This is a genomic window from Cupriavidus sp. MEYA8, assembly GCF_059278825.1.
In genome coordinates this window covers 1,492,608-1,509,194 of sequence record NZ_CM181222.1, presented here as the reverse complement: position 1 = coordinate 1,509,194, position 16,587 = coordinate 1,492,608, and the positions used below count along the sequence as shown (strand labels likewise).

Sequence of the window (16,587 nt, the reverse complement as noted above, 5' to 3'; positions counted from 1 at the left end):
CCTCGGCACAACTAAATTTCGCACGCTTTCGCAATGCGCCACGCGGCGCTCGCAGGAAGCGGCCCGGCAGCCCGCAGCCACCGTGAAGAGAACCGGTGTGCGGTCCCTACACTGCCGGCAAATATCAGGCCTGAAGGATCGAGGAGTCACTGCGCCAATTTGTCGACGCAAGTCGGAAATGTGGAGTCGTGCATGGCCATCCAAAGAGTCCTGTCCGGACGGCGCGGACCGATCCGGTCTGCCGCGCCGAGTGTGACGGGCGCCATTTTCCAAGCTGGCTTTGCAGTATGGGCGTCAGATTGCCGCCCCGTCGGATAAGCACGTTTCATGCTTTGCCGCGCGCTCCATTGCGCGCGGTGCTGTACGCATCGGACAGACAAGAAATCAAAAAAAGAATCATGCATCGGGAGAAGTCAGAATGCGTCACGTCAGCACCAAGCTATTACATGTCTTCGTCCTGGTGATGGAGTATCGCGACCTCAACGCGGTCGCCGCCTGTACCCAGGGACGCGTGCCCACCGTCGCTTATAGCCTGACGCGCTTGCGCGAAATCACGGGCGATCCGCTGTTCGTCAAGCGCAATGGCATGCTCGAACCGACGCCCCACGCCTTGCGCCTGGAGCAGACCGCGCGCCAGATCCTGGCCAAGTGGAACCAGCTGGTGCGCCCGGGCGAAGCGGGCATAAGCCAGCGCCGCGCGGACGGCAGGCGGATTTCCATCGGCTTCTCGTCTTCGATCGGCGACCCGGTCATTACGGAAATCCTGACCACGCTGTGCGAGCAGTTCCCGCAGGACAGCTTCATCACGCGCCCCGTGATCGCCGATGCCGCGCTGGCCAGCCATCTCGATAGCGGCCAACTGGATTGCGCGTTTGTCGTAGACGGCGGCCACGACCCCGAGCGCGTGCAGCAACAGAACATCATGGCCACGCCGCGCCGCCTCGTCAGTGCCGCCCGCGAAGGCAGCCACGACGAGGGTGAAACGGACTGGATCCTGCTGCAGGAAGATTGCGAAGCCGGCAGCCCGCTGCGCGCCTTCCTGAGCCGGCAGGCCGGCACGCCCGGGCATCGCGAGACCGTGGTGCCTTCCTGGCACACGCAGATCACGCTGCTGCATGCCGCGGGAGGCATCTGCCCGGTGCTGGACTTCAACGTGCCGCTGGTCACGCGCGAGCGCAAGACACGGCTGCTGGCACCGCCGAGCAGTTTTCCCGAATGGGCCGCCCTGCATTTCTGGGCGCCGGAGCGCAGCCACGACAAGGCGGTGCTGCGCGACATCATGGAAGTCGGCAGCGCGGTGCTGCGCGATCCGCTCAAGGCCATCGACGGCCGCCGCAGCGGGCGGCCCGCGATGGCACAGGCCGAGGCGCTCGCCTGACTCGCGCAATGGCGCCGGCGCGCTAGTCGCCGATCCGTCAACGCATTCGATGCGCCGCGAGGCGCTGGCCCCTGCCGGGGCCAGCGCTTTTTTTTTGCTGCGACACGGTGGCGACAGCGCTTTGCGAATTCTCCTACTTTCGCGCCGGGGCATAGCCAGTATCCTGCCCATGCATCGCAGCGCGCCGGCCGTCTCCCGTTTGGCCCGTCCTGCGGCGATGCATGCAGTTGTCTGGCGTCACTTGTCTGGCGCCGCCATTTCGCCGCACGTCGGCCGACGTGCGGCGTTTTCTTGAGCGCGGCGCGGCATGACGGCCGGCACGAATCTGGACCGAGGAGACCCGATGGCATTGAGGATCCTGCTTGCCGATGACCATCCGGTGGTCAGCGCGGCCGTTGCCGACCGCCTGCACACCCAGACCGGATGGGAAATCTGCGGCACAGTGACCAGCGCAACGGCACTGCTGAACAGCGTCGCGACCCTGCGGCCCGATGTCGTCGTCACCGACTATCACATGCCCTCGCAGCAGGAAGGCAGCGGGGACGGTTTGCGCATGTTGGGCGCACTGCGCCGGCGCCATCCGTCGCTGGCCGTGACCGTTCTGACCATGATCACCAACCCTCTGGTGCTGCGCTCCATCCTCGATACGCAGGTGCATGGCCTGCTGCTGAAAGACGCCCCGCTGTCGGAGCTGGTCACCATGATCAGCCGCATCCAGCGCGGCTTCCGCTACATCGGCAAGTCGGCCATGGAGATCCTGTCACAGGCCGATCCCGGCAACCCGGCGGCAAGCCATGGTGGCGCCGAGCGGCTGTCGGCGCGTGAAATGGAAGTGCTGCGGATGTACCTGGCCGGGCGCTCCGTCAGCGAGATTGCGGTCCTGCTATGCCGCAGCGTCAAGACCATCAGCCGCCAGAAGAACTGTGCCATGCACAAGCTCGGTGTCACCAACGACCGCGAGCTGTTCGAATTCGCCGCCCTCAACGGCATGCTGCTTTCCGGCTGCTGAATGGCGGGCGCCGGCACCGGCCCGGCACTCAGGCCACGGCGTCAGGCTGCTCCAGCCGCGCCAGCGCATGCGCAATGCCGGTCTCCAGCTGCGCCAGCCCGCGCGACAGGTCTTGCATGGTCGAGGCCGAAACCTCGGTCAGCACATCCTCCAGGAAGGCGGAGCGCAGCGGCATCAGGCGCGCCACCAGTTGCTGCCCGGCGTGCGACAGCGTGACATGGGTCACGCGGTTGTCGCGCTCCGATGTGGTCCGCTCGACCCAGCCAAGCTCCTGCATGGCCTTGAGCTGGCGCGTCAGCGCGCCCGGATCCATGCCGACGCGGTCGGCCAGTGCCCGCTGCGCAATGGCATCCTCCTGCAGGTGCAGTACATGCAGGATCCGCCAGCGCGCCAGCGGCAGGCCGATGCACTGCTCGAATGCGGCCGCATACGCGCGGTAGGTGCGTCCGAACTGCTGCAGTACGGCTACGCTTTGTCGCTCCAGTTCCATCCGTTCTCCTCAGGGGTACACAAGCGCCATCACAGGCGCCGCAGGCGCTCACTCCGCCGCCATCGCAGGCCCCGCGGTGCGCACCAGTCTGACCGGCGGCACCCGGTGCGCGCACCAGACGCCCACCGCAGCGGCAATCCCGGCGGCCAGCAGGCCCAGGTGGATCGCGCTGACCAGCGACATGCGCGCCTGCTCCAGCAGCAAGGCGCCATTGTGCCCGGCCTGGCCCAGCTCGCCGAGCAGCGCCAGTTGCGAGGCCTTGTCGATCAGCACCTGCGGGTCTCCCATGCGCGCTGCCCACTGGCTGGCGCCGGCGGCAGCCATGGCGTGGTCGACGCCGCCGGTATAGCTGCGCGTGACCAGCGTGCCGACGATCGCCGTACCGACCATGCCGCCCACCATGCGCAGCGATTGCAGCATCGCCGTGGCAATGCCAAGGTGCTCGCGCCCGGCGGTCTGCTGCGCGAACACCGTCAGGTTGGGCATGATGAAGCCCAGCCCGAGTCCGCCCACCAGCATGATGGCGAGCAGCATCCCGTGCGGCATGGCGCGCGTGGCCTGCGACAGGGCCAGCGTGGCCAGCGCCAGCATGCCAAACCCGGCATAGAGCATCGCGTTGGGCCGGCGGATGCGGGTGATGACGCGGCCGTTGACGATGCTGCCGACCGTGATGCAGACCACCAGCGGCGTGATCAGCAAGCCCGCTTCCTTCGGCGACAGGCCAAAGCCGCCCTGGAACAGCAACGGCGCATACAGCAGCAGCGCGAACATCGTGAAGCCGGCGAACACCGACAGCTGGAACAGCGGCGCCAGTCCGGGATTGCGGAACATCTCCACCGGCAGGATCGGGTTGGCGCAGCGCCGCTCCCAGTGCCACAGCGCCACCATCGCGAGGGCCGACAGCAACAGCAAGCCACCGGTATAGGCATCGAAGCCGCGCCCGGGCAGCAGTTCGACGCTCATCTGCATGGCGCCCAGGCCAAGGGCGATCAGCAAGGCCCCGACCCAGTCCACGCGCACCGGCCCGCTGTGCGCCTGCTGGCGCAGGTGCGGCAGGTAGCGCCAGGCAAACCACAGGCCCAGCACGCCGACCGGCAGGTTGACATAGAACACCGCGCGCCAGCCGTACCACTCGGTCAGCACGCCGCCCAGCGACGGTCCGATGGCATTGGCGATACCGAATGCCGCACTCAGCATCACCTGCCAGCGCAGCCGCACATGCGAGTCGGGAAACAGGTCGGCAATGCAGGCGAAAGCCGTGCCCACCAGCATGCCGCCGCCGATGCCCTGCAGCGCTCGCGCCAGCACCAGGAACGGCATGCTGCTCGCGAGCCCGCACAATGCCGACGCGACGGTGAACACCACGATCGACGCCAGCACGAAGGGCTTGCGTCCGTAATAGTCGCCCAGCCGGCCGAAGATCGGCACGGTGATGACGGACGTCAGCAGGTACGCCGTCGCCACCCAGGCGTAGTACTCGAAGCCTTGCAGTTCCGCCACGACGGTCGGCAGCGCGGTGCCGACCACGGTCTGGTCCAGCGCCACCAGCATCACCACGAAGGACACGCCCAGCATGGCCAGCAAAGACTTGCGGAATGGCAGGACCTGGCCGGTGGCCTCACCGCTTTGTGGCTGGGGCGTCATGTGATTGCTCGATCAATCGTTGCGATGTCAATGATTATAGGACACACATCGGAGTCCGCCAGCCCTCAAGACGATTATTCCGCGCCGAGATACCAGTGGCGGAACATCTCCCGTGCCGGCGCCAGGTAACTGCCGATAGGCTCCTGCCGGCCATTGGCATACCAGTGGCAGTAACAGCCATGGAATACCGCCAGCAGCGCGCGCGCCATTTCCGGTGGCAGCGGGCGCTCCGGCGTGCCAAGGGCCTCCACCAGAACCCGCACATGGCCGTTCCACCCTTCACGGATATGCTCGCGCACGCTTTGCGGCGCATTGCCTGAAAACAACAGCGCCAGCACGATCCCCTTGGTTTCCGGGTTGCGCGTGAAGTAATCGGCTACCCGCTCGAACAACTCATCCACCCGCTGCGACACGGTCAGGCCTTGCAGGTCAGCCGGGTCGAACTGCACCTCGATTTCCTGGAACAGGCTGATCGCGGCTTCCGCCAGCAGCATTTCCTTGCTGCCGAAATGCCACAGCAAGCTGCTTTTTGCCACGCCGGCGTGTGTGGAGACCTGGTCCAGCGTGACTTCGCCATAGCCGTGCTCGGCGATCAATCCCTTGGTCAGGTCAATGACGCGCTGGCGCGTTTCCAGGCCGCGGCGGTATTTGGTCGCGCCGGTTCCGCGTGCCGGCGGTGCTTTCGGTGCGGTGTCGTGGGGGCGGTCGGTGCCTGGGGCACCTTCTTCTGATGAATGCATGGCTGCGTCGGCACTGGGCCGGGGAAATGTTGAGCGCCGGCCATTTTCCCTCTCGGGATTTGCCCTAGAGGCGGCATGCTGTCCTTGACAGGCTACCACCGCCTTCACCAAACTTGAAATTGTACCGACTGTTCAGAATAAATTTAGGGGATTATGATTATGGTGAATGCAGCACAACCAACACGCCTGGAGGCGCTGCTGGCAATGCAGCAGTCAGCCTTCATGGCGTCGCCCTTCCCCTCGCTGGCGCAACGCAGAAGCGCACTGCAGCGGCTGCGCCGGGCGATTCGCGGCCATGCCCACCGGCTCGCCGCCGCCGCGGCGCGCGACTTCAGCGCGCGCGCCGACGCCGAGACTCTGATGGTCGACGTACTACCGTCGGTGCTGCATATCAACCACCTGCTGCGCGGCCTGCGGCGCTGGATGAAGCCGTCGCGCCGGCACACCGAGCTGCTGTTCCTCGGCAACGGCGCGCGCGTGATGGTCCAGCCCAAGGGCGTGGTCGGCATCGTGGTGCCGTGGAATTTCCCGGTCTACCTCGCGCTGGGCCCGCTGGCGACCGCGCTGGCCGCCGGCAACCGCTGCATGGTGAAGACCTCCGAATACGCGCCGCACACCTCGGCCGCGCTGCGCGCGCTGCTGGCCGAAGCCTTCGATGAAGACGAGGTGGCCGTGGTCGAGGGCGATGCCGCGGTGGCACGCGCCTTCACCAGCCTGCCGTTCGACCATATCGTCTTCACCGGCTCGCCCGAGGTGGGCCGCCACGTCATGCGAGCCGCCGCCGACAACCTGACCCCCGTGACGCTGGAACTGGGCGGCAAGTCGCCGGCAATCGTTTCCCGCAGCGCGGCGCTGGCGACGGCGGCCACGCGCATCGCCCATGGCAAGACCCTGAACGGCGGCCAGATCTGCGTCGCGCCCGACTACGCGCTGGTGCCGGAAGAGCTTGCCGGCGCTTTCGCCGAAGCAGTGCTCGCCGCCGCGGCCCGCATGCATCCACAGGGCAGCGACGACTACACCGCCGTCATCCACGACGACGCGCTGGCCCGCCAGCGGGCGCTGCTCGACGATGCCCGCGCGCACGGCGCGCGGATCCTCTCCGCGGCGATGCCGGCGGACGGACGGCGCCTGCCCCTGCACGTGGTGCTTGGGGTCACGCCGCAGATGCGCCTGGCGCGAGAGGAAATCTTCGGGCCGATCCTGCCGGTCATGACCTACCGCACCTTCGACGAGGCCATCGTCTGCGTGCAGCGCGGCACGCGGCCACTGGCGCTGTACTACTTCGGCCATGACAAGGCCGAGACCGGTCCGCTGCTGGAGCGCACCCACGCCGGCGGCGTCACGCTCAACGACTGGGGCTGGCATGTGGTCAACCACGACCTGCCCTTCGGCGGCACCGGCACCTCCGGCATGGGCAACTACCACGGCGCCGAAGGCTTCCGCGAGCTGTCGCACGCCAAGGCGGTGTTCAGCGAGCGCCGCTGGTTCCCGATCACGCTGTTCCACCCGCCATACGGCGGCCGGATCCAGCGGCTCGCTCTGCGCCTGTTTCTCGGCAAGCCGCATTCGTCCGCCGCGGATGCTCCCCTGCCTTCCGGCACGAAGGCGGTTCCGCCGGCCACGCCCCGCTGAGCCACACGCCCGCCGGCCATCATCGATACGCCGGCGACGGCTGCCTGCTTCCCCGACAACGACCCTACCAAGCAACACTGGAGACTTTATGCTTCGCAAGTCCGCCGCTTCCGCGATCTCCATCGCGTGCGCCCTGCTGCTGCCGCTGCCCGCCGTCGCCGGCGTAGCGCCGGTAGCTCCGGGCGATGCCACCGCGGCCACGCGCCAGGCCAACGCCGAGGTGCTGAAGCACCTGCCCTTCGCCAACCGGCAGGATTTCGAGGACGCGCGCCGCGGCTTTATCGGCACTATCGAGCGCGGCGAGATCCGCGACGCCAGCGGCCGCGTCGTCTGGAACCTAGACGCCTACGCCTTCCTGAAGGACGACGCCGCGCCGGCCTCGGTCAATCCGAGCCTGTGGCGCCAGGCGCAGCTCAACCTGCACCATGGCCTGTACCGCGTGACCGAGCGCATCTACCAGGTGCGCGGCTTCGACCTGTCCAACATGACCGTGGTGGAAGGCGACACCGGCCTCATCATCATCGACCCGCTGCTCACCGCCGAAACCGCGCGCGCCGCGCTCGACCTGTACTACAAGCACCGCCCGAAGAAGCCGGTCGTCGCGGTGATCTATACCCACAGCCACGCCGACCACTTCGGCGGCGTCAAGGGCGTGGTCAGCGAAGACGACGTCAAGGCCGGCCGCGTCAGGATTATTGCCCCCGAAGGCTTCATGGAAGAAGCCGTCAGCGAGAACATCTACGCCGGCAACGCCATGAGCCGGCGCGCGCAGTACATGTATGGGCCGCTGCTGCCTAAGGGGCCGCGCGGGCAGGTCGACGCGGGGCTGGGCAAGACGGTGTCGCTCGGCACCGTCACGCTGATCCCGCCCACCGACCTGGTCGGCAAGACCGGCGAGACCCGCACCATCGACGGCGTGCAGATCGAATTCCAGATGGCTCCCGGCACCGAGGCGCCGGCCGAGATGCTGATGTACTTCCCGCAGTTGAAGGCCCTGTGCGCTGCAGAGGACGCCACCCACACGCTGCATAACCTCTACACCATCCGCGGCGCGCAGGTGCGCGACGCCAACCAGTGGTGGCGCGCGCTGGACGAGACCGCAGACCGCTACGGGCATCGCACCGAAGTGGTCTTTGCCCAGCATCACTGGCCGATGTGGGGCCAGCAGAGCATCCTCGCGTACCTGGGCAAGCAGCGCGACGGCTACAAGTACATCCATGACCAGTCGCTGCGGCTGGCCAACCAGGGCTACACCATGACCGAGATCGCGGAAATGATGAAGCTGCCGCCGTCGCTGGCCAGCCAGTGGGACCTGCGCGACTACTACGGCACCGTGAACCACAATGCCAAGGCCATCTACCAGCGCTATCTCGGCTGGTACAGCGGCAATCCGGCCGACCTGCACCCGCTGCCGCCCGAGCAGTCCGCGCAGCGCTACGTGCGATTCATGGGCGGCGCCGACAAGGCGCTGGAGCAGGCGCGCGCCTCATACGCGCAAGGCGACTACCGCTGGGTGGCCGAGGTGGTCAAGCATGTGGTCTTCGCCGATCCGAAGAACCAGGCGGCACGCAAGCTGCTGGCCGACGCGCTCGAGCAGATGGGCTACCAGGCCGAATCCGCAGCCTGGCGCAGCGCCTACCTGGTGGGCGCCTACGAGCTGCGCAACGGCGTGCCGAAGACGCAGTCCACGCAGACCGCCAGCCCCGACATGGTCCGCGCGATGACCGACACCATGTTCCTGGACTTCCTCGCCGTGCGCCTGAACAGCGAACGCGCGGCCGGCAAGCTGGTGAAGATCAACTGGGTCCAGCCCGACACCGGCAAGCGATACGCCCTGTCCGTCGACAACTCGGTCTTCATGTATCGCGCGGAACGCCAGCACGCCGACGCACAGGTCACGCTGACCGCGCCGCGCGCAGTGCTGGTCGGCGCGCTGCTTGGCCAGACCACGCTGCAGGCGGCAACGGCTGCCGGGCAAGCAAAGCTTGACGGCGATCCCGCCGCGCTGCAGACGCTGTTCGGCATGCTCGACAAGTTCGACCCGCAATTCGAGATCGTGGCGCCGTGATACCCGCCGACGGCGCGCGACTTTCTCCGCTTTCAAACCCTGCTTGACCAAGGCACCATGACCACGAAACCCTGGCTCGCCAGCTATGGCGACATCCCCGCCGAGATCGATGCGGACACGCCCCGCTCGCTGACCGCACTGCTGGATACCGCGCTGCGCCAGCATGCCGACCGGCCCGCCTTCACCTGCCTCGGGCAGACCGTCAGCTACGCCGGTCTCGACGCGCAGTCGCGCGACTTCGCCGCCTATCTGCAGTCCGAACTCGGCGTGCGCAAGGGGGACCGCATCGGCGTGATGCTGCCCAACCTCATCGCCTTCCCGATCGCGCTGATCGCGATCGCGCGCATCGGTGCGGTGCAGGTCAACATCAACCCGATGTACACGGCGCGCGAGCTCGAGCATCAGCTCAACGACGCGGGGGTCGAGATCCTGGTGGCCTACAGCGGAATCAGTGCCACCGTCGCAGAAGTGATGGCGCGGACCCCGCTCAGGACCATCGTCACCGCCGGACCCGGCGACGGCACCGGGGCGGCGTTGCCGTCGCCGCCGGTCGATCCCCGGCTGGCGCAGGCAATCGCCTTCGACGCAGCCGTCGCCCAGGGTCGTGCGCTGCCGCTGCAGGCCGTGGAAATCGAAGGCAACGACCTGATTTTCCTGCAATACACCGGCGGCACCACCGGCGTGTCAAAGGGCGCGGCGCTGTCGCACCGCAACCTCGTCGCCAACGTGGCGCAGTTCAAGGCGATGGTGACGGACAACCTGGTCGACGGCAAGGAAGTGGTCGTGACCGCGATCCCGCTGTATCACATCTTCGCGCTGATGGTGAACTTCATCACCTTCTTCACGGTCGGCGCGCGCAACTGGCTGGTGCCGAACCCGCGCGACATGGATGCCTTCATCGACGTGCTCAAGGCCTCGCGCTGCACCGTGCTGACCGGGGTCAACACGCTTTACGCCGGCCTGGTTGCGCACCCGCGCATCGGCGAGGTCGACTTCTCGTCGCTGCGCCTGGCCGCGGGCGGCGGCGCGGCCATCGTGCCGGCCACCTCGCAGCGGTGGAAGGCGCTGACGGGTGTCTTCATCCGCGAGGGCTATGGCCTGTCAGAGACCAGCCCGATCGTCAGCTTCAATCCACCGACGGCCGAAGCCTTCAACGGCACCACCGGCCTGCCGTTGCCGTCCACCGATATCCGGCTGCTGGGCGACGACGACCGTGACGTGCCGCCCGGCGCGGCGGGCGAAGTCTGCGTCAAGGGGCCGCAGGTCATGCGCGGCTACTGGAACAAGCCAGGCGCCAACGCCGATGCGTTCACCGTCGATGGCTACTTCCGTACCGGCGACATCGGCATGCTGACCGAACAGGGCTACCTGAAGATCGTCGACCGCAAGAAGGACATGGTGATCGTCTCCGGATTCAACGTGTTCCCCAACGAGATCGAGGCCGTGGTCAGCGACTGTCCCGGCGTGATCGAATGCGCGTGCGTGGGTATCAGCGACGGCCACTCCGGCGAAGCACTGAAAGTCTACGTGGTGAAGGCCGCCGGCGCGACGCTGGATGCAGCGGCATTGCAGGCGCATTGCCGCGGGCAACTGACCGGATACAAGGTGCCGAAATCCTTCGAATTCGTCGAGGCACTGCCGAAGTCGACAGTAGGCAAGGTGTTGCGACGGGAGCTGCGGCCCCGGGCGTGAAGCCAGTTTGCAAGCAACGCCAACCGCGTCAGGTACCAGAACCCTTCCACCGCCGGCTCGCCTCCGGGAAAGGACGGCCCGCCCAACCTCGGGCGTGCCGTCCATGACCACGCGCTGTCGACGGGATCGAGCCAGGCTAGACGTTCAGGCACATCGCCGGCAGATCGCCATACAACGCCATCAACGCACTGGCAACGCCGTTGGTCCAGCCGAACCCGTCCTGCAGCGGATACTCGCCGCCTCCGCCACCCCTGGCACGCTCGCCGGTGGCCTCGATCCGGTATTTCTCCACCAGCTTGCATTCCCGGGCATAGACACCGGCGATCGTGGCGAGCCAGCGCTGCGCGATGTCGCGCGCCAAGCCTTCATGGCCGTAGCGCGTCAGTCCGCGCACCGCGAGCCATTGCAATGGCGCCCAGCCGTTGGGATGGTCCCACTGCTGGCCGGAGGTGAGTTCGGTGGTGGCCAGTCCTCCTGAATCCATCAGGCGTGCAGCCACAGCACTGGCAACGCCGCCGGCTTCTTCCGTCCGTGCAAGGCCGAGGTATAGCGGCATCATCGTCGCCGCTGTCAGGCATGGTCGCGGCGATCCGCAGCACCAGTCGTAGTCGACGAAGATGCCGGCTGCGTCGTCCCACATGTATTGGCGGATGGCGGCTTCGCGCCGGCGCGCGGCGGCAAGGAAGCGGTCGGCATCGGCATCGCCGGCCTGGTCGCACAATTCGGCCAGGCGCGTTTCTAGGTGCCACAACAACGCGTTGAGGTCGACCGGCAGGACCGCTGTAGTGCGAATAGTGGCGAGATCGGCGGGTTGCCCCGCAAGCGGCAGCTCGAGCCAGCGGGAGCTGAAATCCCAGCCCGATTCGGCGGCGGCGCGCAGGTCGCGAAACACCAGGTGGTGCGGCCGGCCGCTGCGCTCGGCGGTCTGCACGTCTTCCAGGAAAGCTTCCTCGCGCGGGCAAGGCCGGTCGTCCCAGTAGCGGTTAAGCACGGCGCCGTCGGGCAGGCACAGCGCGCGCCGGTGTGCGCAGCCCGGACGCAGGGCCTGGGCGCCGTCCATCCAGAAGTCGTACTCGCGCCGAAGCTGCGGCACGAAGTCGCGCGCGCTGGCGACCTGTTCGCGCTCGAGCAGGTCGACCATCAGCGCGAATACGGGCTGCTGCGAGCGGCTCAGATAATAGTTGCGCGTACCGTTTGGCACCAGCCCGTAGGTGTCGATCAGGTAGGCGAAATTGCGCGCCATTTCCAGCAGCAGGTCGCCGCGCCCGCTTGCCGACAGCCCCACCATGGTGAAATAGGAATCCCAGTAGTACAGCTCGCCGAAGCGCCCGCCAGGCACCACGTAGCGATGCGGCAGCGGCAGCAGCGACGACAGCGGCGGATGCGCGCCCGGCTCGCGCGTCAGCACCGGCCACAGGCCGTCGATATGTTCGCGCAGCGTATTGGCGGGATCGGAGACATAGTGGCTGTCCGGCACGATCGCGCGGGTGAAGTGGGCCTGCACGAAGTCGGCCAGGCAGAAGCCAGGCTCGACGCGTGTCTGGCGATAGCGCGCGACGATCCACTCGGGGTCGCAGCCGGGAATGCAATCAGGAAAGGTCTTGCTGTCGGCGAACAGGCCGCTGTGCTGGACATCGACGAACAGTTCGCCGTAGCGCACCGCCGGCGACAGCGTGTCGGCCTGCGGACAGCTCGCCAGGGCATGTGGCTGCGGGCATTCGCGATGCGCGGCCAGCGGCGGATGAGCCACCGCGTGGACCTTGGCCGGCGCGGCGACGGCGCCGGAGACCGCCCCGGCGCCATCGGGCGTGGCCGGGTCAGTGCGCGGCACCGTGTAGGCGCCCGCGCTTGCGGCGCGGCGGTCGTCATTGTTGTGCATAGGTCCAGTGCAGGCTGCCGGTCACTGACGTATTCATGACGGCCGAAGCCTTGGCGCCTTCTCGCGTTGATGCCGGCATCCTGTACGCCGCCGGCGCATGATGGCAGGAGCGGCCAGGCGCAGCGAAGTTCGCCCGTCAAGGTGTGGATTCAGTGTAGTGCGGCGAGGTCGGCAACTGCGTCTTCCGGTGCCTGCACGACATGGCACGGCAGACAGATCCGCACCGCGAGGCCATGCGGTGCAGCATTGTGCGCGGTGACGGCACCGCCATGCGCGGCGATCGCCGCCTGCGCGATGCTCAACCCCAGTCCCGCGCCGCCGGATGCCCGGCGCCGCTGCGTACGCGGAAAAAGGGCTCGAACAGGCTCGGCAGTGCATCGTCAGGCACGCCGCGGCCGCCGTTGAACCACTCCACCGCGGCGGTCAGCGCCATGCCGATGCCGACAATGGCAGCCACGCCCAGCCAGAACGTCAGAAAATTGCGCCAGAACAGCGGCAGCGGGAACAGCGCACGCACGCGGCGCCACGGAGTCATGGCGACTGCACCAGCATGTAGCCGCGGCCGCGCAGGTTGCGGATCAGCAGCGGCGGGGCCGTGCCGTCGATCGCCAGCTTGCGCCTCAGTGCGCTGATATGGGTGTCGATGCTGCGGTCGAAGCGCTCGGGCGCGCGGCCCAGCGCAAACTGGCCAATCTCTGCGCGCTCGACCACGCGGCCCGCGGAGCGCAGCAGGATTTCGAGCACGCGCTGTTCTGCTCCGGTCAGCATCGCCTGGATGTTGCCGTGCATGGCAACGCCCGTAGCCAGATTCAGACGCAGCGTGCCGGCCTGCAGCCAGGTGTCCTGCTCCGGCTGCGCAGCCTCCACGCCCGTGCGGAAACGGCGCAGCACGGCGTGGATGCGCGCCTTCAGCTCGCGCGGGCTGAATGGCTTGCTTAGGTAGTCGTCGGCGCCGAGCTCCAGGCCCAGCACGCGGTCGGTTTCATCGCCATGCGCGGTGAACATGATCACCGGCCGCTGCGAGCGGCTGCGGTGCTGCCTGAGCAGGTCCAGCCCGTTGCCGTCCGGCAGCATCAGGTCGAGCAGCGCCACATCATGGTCGTTGCGCGCGAGCAGGACTTCGCCCTGCTCGCGGGTGTGCGCCAGCGTGACCGTGCAGTGATCGGGTTCGAGGTATTCGCGCAGCATCTGCGCAAGCTCGATGTCGTCGTCGATCAGCAGCACGCGCGCGGCGCCCATGTTGAAGCACATCTGTATCCAGCCTTCCCGGTGACGGCGTTTGATGCTGCCGCGCGCCCGGGTTCCGTCAAGAAACGTCAAGAAAACAAAACCTATCCAAAGTGACTGGTAAGCACTTTGTATCGCGAATTCTAATATGAGAATGATTGTTATTCACATTGTGCGGGGAAAATAATGAAGGACAGGCAAGCCATGGGGCACACCGTGGCGGCAAACACGGCGGCCGGTACGTCGGCAGGTTCGACGGCAATGAGCGCAGGATCGTGGGGCCGGATCGTGGCGGCGCTTTGCGCGGCTTCCGGCATGACGGGAATGACAGGAGCCTGGGCGCAGTCAGGCCAGCCGGACGCCGAAGCGAAGAACCTGCCCACGGTGGTGGTCACCGCCGCCGGCAGCGCGCAGGACATCCGCGACGCACCCGCGTCGATCAGCGTGGTCACGCGCGATGAGCTTGAAAACAAGGCCTATCGCGACCTCAACGACGCGCTCGTGGAAGTGCCCGGCGTCATCATCAGCGGCGGCGGCGACACCACCGACATCAGCCTGCGCGGCATGGGTCCCAAGTACACCCAGATCCTGATCGACGGCAAGCGCCAGAGCTCGCGCGAGACGCGCACCAACTCCGACTCGTCCGGGGTTGAAAGCAGCTGGACGCCACCGCTGTCGGCGATCGAACGCGTCGAGGTGGTGCGCGGGCCGATGTCGTCGCTGTATGGCTCGGATGCCATGGGCGGCGTAGTCAACATCATCACGCGCAAGGTACCCAGGACATGGACCGGCGAACTGCGCGGCGACGCCACGCTGCAGCAGAACAGCGACTCCGGCGACATCTACCAGGGCAATTTCTACCTCGCCGGCCCGCTCAGGAACGACCTGCTCGGCCTGCAACTGTACGGCCAGAGCTACCATCGCCAGGAAGACGATATTGACAACGGTTTTCGCGGCCGCCGCGCCGAGAGCCTGACCGCCAAGCTGGCGCTCACGCCCACGCGCGACCACGACATCGTGCTGGAAGCCACCACCATGCGCCAGCTGCGCAACGAGACCGTCGGCAAGACCGTGCCGCCGCTCGCGCCCGGCGCCAGCTGTCCGCGCACCGGCTGCCCGACCTCGTCCGAGGCCGACTACCGCAGCGAGAAGTTCGCGCTGTCGCATACCGGCCGCTGGGGCTTCGGCGTCTCCAACAGCTATATCCAGCAGGAGGAGTTCGACAACCGCAGCCGCCAGATGAAGATCAGGAACCTGGACCTGCGCACCAGCTGGGCCATGCCGCTGGGCAACCACATGCTGTCGGTCGGCGCCGAGTACCTGAGCCAGCGCCTGCACGACCAGACCGGCAACCAGATCGCCAACGGCCCGGAAAAGGTTGACCGCTACCAGTGGGCGCTTTTCGCCGAGGACGAATGGCGCCTGTCGCAAAGCTTCGCGCTGACCGGCGGCGCGCGCATGGACTATGACGAGAACTTCGGCCAGCACTACAGCCCGCGCCTGTACGGCGTGTGGCAGCCGGCCGAGCGCTGGACCGTCAAGGGCGGCGTTTCCACCGGCTTCCGCGCGCCGGACCTGCGCCAGACCGTGGCCGGCTGGGGCCAGACCAGCCGCGGCGGCAATATGTATGGCAATCCGGACCTGAAGCCCGAGACCATGCTGTCGCAGGAACTCGGCCTGCTGTATGACCAGGGCAATGGCCTGCAGGCCGGCGTGACACTGTTCAACAATGACTTCAAGGACAAGATCACGCGCGTCGCCTGCCCGAACACGCAGTGCACCGATGGCGCGAACCGGTTCGGCGCCAACCCGACCACGTACATGAACGTGGACAGCGCCTACTCGCGCGGCGTGGAAGCCAGCCTGCGCTGGCCGATCGCGCGCACCTTGTCGCTGACCGGCAGCTACACGTACACCAAGTCGGAACAGAAGAGCGGACAGTACGCCGGCCAGCCGCTGAACCAGCTGCCGATGCACCTGTTCGTCGCCACGCTGAACTGGCGCCCGACCGGAGAGCTCAACGGCTGGGCGCGCGTCAACTATCGCGGCAAGGAAAGCCAGCCGATCACCGGGCCGTCGTCCAGCACCGTGGTGGCGCCGTCGTACACGTTCGTCGACCTTGGGGCGACTTACGCGGTGACCAAGCACGTGTCGGTGTTCGCCGGCATCTACAACCTTTTCGACAAGCAGGTGAACTACACCGATTACGGCTATGTCGAGGATGGCCGGCGCTACTGGATGAGCGTATCGGTCAAGTTCTGATCTTTCGGCTTGTCAACGGCCCGGTGGTCCTGGTTGCAGGATCCCGGGCGTTGCTGTGCATTCAACCAGGGACTCTGATGAACCGATTCCAACCGGGCAGGCGCCGCCTGCTCGCCGCCGGTGCCGCGGCCCTGCTCGCCCCCGCCTTGCCTGCGCTGGCAATGACGGTGAAGCATGCTAAAGGCACCACTGAAGTACCCGACCATCCCGCGCGCATTGCCGTCTTCGACATGGCCACGCTCGACACGCTGCGTGTGCTGCAGGTCCCGGTCGCCGGCGTGCCCGAAGGCCAGTTCCCCGGCAAGCTCACGATGTACCAGGATGCGCGCTACGCCCGGCTGGGCCCGGTGAGTGAGCCCGACCTGGCGGCGATCCGCGCCCTGGCCCCGCAGCTGATCGTGGTCGGTGGCCGCTCCGCCGCCAGGTACGACGCGCTGGCGCAGCTGGCACCGACGCTCGACCTGTCGCCGGGCCGCGACGACCTCGTCGGCAGCGTCCCAGCACATGCAGAACTGCTGGCCCGCCTGACCCGAGGCCGGCTCCCAACGCCGGTCCGCCAACTGCCC

General features: G+C 67.2%; 14 protein-coding genes. 6 read left to right on the top strand and 8 right to left on the bottom strand.

Features of this window, described 5'->3' with window-relative positions; genetic code table 11:
• Nucleotides 1-418: 418 nt before the first annotated feature.
• Nucleotides 419-1,378, top strand: a complete 960-nt coding sequence (locus tag AC5WJ1_RS24035) for a LysR family transcriptional regulator (protein ID WP_135703121.1) — start codon at nt 419-421, stop codon at nt 1,376-1,378.
• A 343-nt stretch (nt 1,379-1,721) separates the two neighbouring features.
• Entirely contained in the window at nt 1,722-2,387 is a 666-nt protein-coding gene (locus tag AC5WJ1_RS24030; protein WP_135703122.1) for a response regulator, read from the top strand.
• A gap of 28 nt (nt 2,388-2,415) precedes the next feature.
• On the opposite strand, the gene AC5WJ1_RS24025 is transcribed toward AC5WJ1_RS24030, so the two are convergent.
• From AC5WJ1_RS24025 to AC5WJ1_RS24015, 3 genes are all read right to left on the bottom strand, one after another.
• Nucleotides 2,416-2,877 (bottom strand): MarR family winged helix-turn-helix transcriptional regulator, encoded by a 462-nt coding sequence (locus AC5WJ1_RS24025; protein WP_133095819.1) that lies wholly within the window; start codon nt 2,875-2,877, stop codon nt 2,416-2,418.
• 48 nt (nt 2,878-2,925) lie between these two features.
• Nucleotides 2,926-4,521, bottom strand: a complete 1,596-nt coding sequence (locus tag AC5WJ1_RS24020; RefSeq protein WP_135703123.1) for an MFS transporter — start codon at nt 4,519-4,521, stop codon at nt 2,926-2,928.
• Nucleotides 4,522-4,595: 74 nt separating this feature from the next.
• A complete protein-coding gene (locus AC5WJ1_RS24015) occupies nt 4,596-5,261 on the bottom strand; it encodes a TetR/AcrR family transcriptional regulator (protein ID WP_135703124.1) in 666 nt (221 codons plus the stop codon).
• Between the two features lie 153 nt (nt 5,262-5,414).
• Between AC5WJ1_RS24015 and AC5WJ1_RS24010 the strand changes: the two genes are divergently transcribed.
• The 3 genes from AC5WJ1_RS24010 to AC5WJ1_RS24000 all read left to right on the top strand — a co-directional run bounded on the left by AC5WJ1_RS24010 (nt 5,415) and on the right by AC5WJ1_RS24000 (nt 10,653).
• Nucleotides 5,415-6,893, top strand: a complete 1,479-nt coding sequence (locus AC5WJ1_RS24010) for a coniferyl aldehyde dehydrogenase (protein ID WP_494476601.1) — start codon at nt 5,415-5,417, stop codon at nt 6,891-6,893.
• Between the two features lie 88 nt (nt 6,894-6,981).
• Nucleotides 6,982-8,961 (top strand): alkyl/aryl-sulfatase, encoded by a 1,980-nt coding sequence (locus AC5WJ1_RS24005; RefSeq protein WP_494476600.1) that lies wholly within the window; start codon nt 6,982-6,984, stop codon nt 8,959-8,961.
• Nucleotides 8,962-9,018: 57 nt separating this feature from the next.
• Nucleotides 9,019-10,653 (top strand): AMP-binding protein, encoded by a 1,635-nt coding sequence (locus tag AC5WJ1_RS24000; protein ID WP_494476599.1) that lies wholly within the window; start codon nt 9,019-9,021, stop codon nt 10,651-10,653.
• 136 nt (nt 10,654-10,789) lie between these two features.
• On the opposite strand, the gene treF is transcribed toward AC5WJ1_RS24000, so the two are convergent.
• From treF to AC5WJ1_RS23980, 4 genes are all read right to left on the bottom strand, one after another.
• The gene (treF, locus tag AC5WJ1_RS23995; RefSeq protein WP_494476598.1) at nt 10,790-12,532 is read right to left on the bottom strand and encodes an alpha,alpha-trehalase TreF; all 1,743 of its coding nucleotides are present in this window, start codon (nt 12,530-12,532) and stop codon (nt 10,790-10,792) included.
• Nucleotides 12,533-12,681: 149 nt separating this feature from the next.
• Nucleotides 12,682-12,834 carry an ATP-binding protein gene (locus AC5WJ1_RS23990; protein ID WP_255519877.1) on the bottom strand — a complete coding sequence of 51 codons (153 nt, stop codon included), beginning with the start codon at nt 12,832-12,834 and terminating at the stop codon, nt 12,682-12,684.
• Nucleotides 12,831-13,067: a hypothetical protein gene (locus AC5WJ1_RS23985; protein WP_255519878.1), complete on the bottom strand. Its 237-nt coding sequence runs from the start codon at nt 13,065-13,067 to the stop codon at nt 12,831-12,833. The genes AC5WJ1_RS23990 and AC5WJ1_RS23985 overlap by 4 nt, the downstream gene beginning before the upstream one ends.
• The gene (locus tag AC5WJ1_RS23980; protein WP_240745833.1) at nt 13,064-13,783 is read right to left on the bottom strand and encodes a response regulator transcription factor; all 720 of its coding nucleotides are present in this window, start codon (nt 13,781-13,783) and stop codon (nt 13,064-13,066) included. The genes AC5WJ1_RS23985 and AC5WJ1_RS23980 overlap by 4 nt, the downstream gene beginning before the upstream one ends.
• A gap of 237 nt (nt 13,784-14,020) precedes the next feature.
• Here AC5WJ1_RS23980 and AC5WJ1_RS23975 point away from each other — a divergent pair, with 237 nt between their 5' ends.
• Nucleotides 14,021-16,021 carry a ligand-gated channel protein gene (locus AC5WJ1_RS23975; RefSeq protein WP_494476597.1) on the top strand — a complete coding sequence of 667 codons (2,001 nt, stop codon included), beginning with the start codon at nt 14,021-14,023 and terminating at the stop codon, nt 16,019-16,021.
• Here the strand turns inward: AC5WJ1_RS23975 and AC5WJ1_RS23970 are convergent.
• The gene (locus AC5WJ1_RS23970; RefSeq protein WP_135703131.1) at nt 15,991-16,527 is read right to left on the bottom strand and encodes a hypothetical protein; all 537 of its coding nucleotides are present in this window, start codon (nt 16,525-16,527) and stop codon (nt 15,991-15,993) included. The genes AC5WJ1_RS23975 and AC5WJ1_RS23970 overlap by 31 nt on opposite strands.
• Nucleotides 16,528-16,587: the final 60 nt, after the last annotated feature.